Source organism: Candidatus Eisenbacteria bacterium, assembly GCA_016867495.1.
GTDB lineage: Bacteria > Eisenbacteria > RBG-16-71-46 > CAIMUX01 > VGJL01 > VGJL01.
On record VGJL01000313.1, the window covers coordinates 1 to 2,106 of the forward strand.

At 65.3% G+C, this 2,106-nt stretch carries 1 protein-coding gene; it reads left to right on the forward strand.

Annotated features, from left to right (window positions below; translation table 11 throughout):
* The coding region (locus FJY88_13810) for a class I tRNA ligase family protein (protein ID MBM3288402.1) at positions 1-2,106 on the forward strand (2,106 nt) is incomplete at both ends.

The following is a 2,106-nucleotide window of genomic DNA, read 5'->3' on the forward strand; positions in this document are numbered from 1 at the left end:
TGGACGGGGCCGGGAAGTACATCGAGGGGTTCGGCTGGCTCACCGGGATGGATGTTCACGGCGTCGAGAAGCCGATTCTCGAGGATCTCAAGAAGAAGGGGATCTTCTTCCGGAAGGAGTCCTACAAGCACCGGTACCCGCACTGCTGGAGGTGCAAGGAGAAGCTGGTTTTCCGGGTGGAGTTCGAGTGGTTCATCGCGTGCGACGAGATCCGCCCTCGGATGAAGGCGGCGGCGGACACCGTTCACTGGATCCCGGAGTCGGTCGGCAAGCGCGTCCAGGACTGGTACAACAACATGGGGGACTGGTGCATCTCGAGGAAGCGGTATTGGGGCCTCCCCCTGCCGTTCTTCCGTTGTGCCGGGGGCCACACGACGATCGTGACCGGGAGGGCGGAGCTGCGCGAGCGCGCCCTGGACCCCGCCGTCGTGGACGGGCTGCCGGAGCTGCACCGGCCCTGGATCGACGCCGTCAGGATCAAGTGCCCCGAGTGCGGGGAAGCGGCGGCGAGGATCCCGGATGTCGGGGATTGCTGGCTCGACGCCGGGATCGTCCCCTTCTCGACCATGAAGTACTTCGAGGACCGGCCCTACTGGGAGAAGTGGTTCCCGGTGGAGCTGGTCTGCGAAATGAGGGAGCAGGTCCGCCTCTGGTTCTACTCGCTCATGTTCATGTCCGTGACGCTGGAGGGTCGGTCGCCCTACAAGGAGGTCTTCTCGTACGAGAAGGTCCATGACGAGGACAACAGGGCGATGCACAAGAGCGAGGGAAACGCCATCTGGTTCGACGAAGCCGTTGAGCGGATGGGGGCCGACGTCATGCGATGGCTCTATTGCGCCCAGAATCCCTCGGTCAACCTGCGTTTCGGCTACCACGCCGCTGACGATGTCCGCCGCAAGCTGTTGACCCTCTGGAATGTCTACGGCTTCTTCATCACCTATGCCAGCCTGGACGGGTTCGACCCCAGGACCGCCAGGGTGCAGGAGACTCTTGGGCAGAGCGGGAACCCGCTGGATCGCTGGATCCTCTCGGCCCTGAGCGGTCTCATCGGAGGGTTCAGGCAGAAGATCGACGCGTGCGATTTCGCGGGGGCGATCCGCGATACCGAGGAGTTCTTCGACGGGCTCTCGACCTGGTATGTCCGGCGGAGCCGGAGGCGGTTCTGGAGGAGCGGCGACGACGAGGACAAGACCTTCGCCTACAGAACCCTCTATTACGCGCTCACGACGACCGCGCGGCTTCTCGCACCGGTCGTTCCCTTCCTGAGCGAGGAGATCTGGCGGAACCTGACGGAGCCTTTGAGGGGGCCGGGTCGAGCCGGGACTCCCGAGAGCGTCCATCTGACGGATTACCCCGAGCCGATGCCGGAGATGCTGGACGAGGCGGCGAACAGGAGGATGGAAGCGGTTCTGCGGGCCGTGAGCCTGGGGCGGGCGGCGCGGGAGAAGGTTCAAATCAAGGTGCGCCAGCCGCTGGCCACGATGTGGCTTGTCCCGCTGTCGGGGCGGTTGCCCGATTTCGGCGTGGATCTGCTCCGGGAGATGGGCGAGGAGCTGAACGTGAAGTCCGTCCGGACCGACCGCGCCGCCGCGGAGGTGGGCGAGGCGGGGATCAAGCTCAACTTCCCGATCCTCGGCAAGAGGCTGGGCCCGGCCATGAAGGGGGTCCAGGCGGAGGTCAAGGAAGGGAGATACGAGGTTCTCCCCGGCGGGAGGCTGCGCGTGGGGACGCACGAGATCGAGAAGGACGAGTTCGAGATCTCCTACCAGCCGCGAGCGGGTCTCGCCTTGGCTCACGACCATGGCCTCATGGTGGCCCTGGAGACGGAAATCACGCCCGCGCTCTTGATCGAGGGACAGTCGAGGGACCTGATCCGCGGCATTCAGGATCTGCGAAAGAGGGCCGGGTACCGGGTGGAGGACCGGATCGTGGTGCGGTGCGATGGCTCCGACCCCGGGCTCGTGGAACGAATTCTCGAGAAGCACGAGGCGGCGATCCGCAGCGAGACGCTCTCGGACGAGATCCTTCGCGGTCGAGGGCCGGTGGATCAGGAGACCGAGATCCCCCTCGGCCAGGGCCGGCATGTCTGGGTCGGCGTGAAGAGGT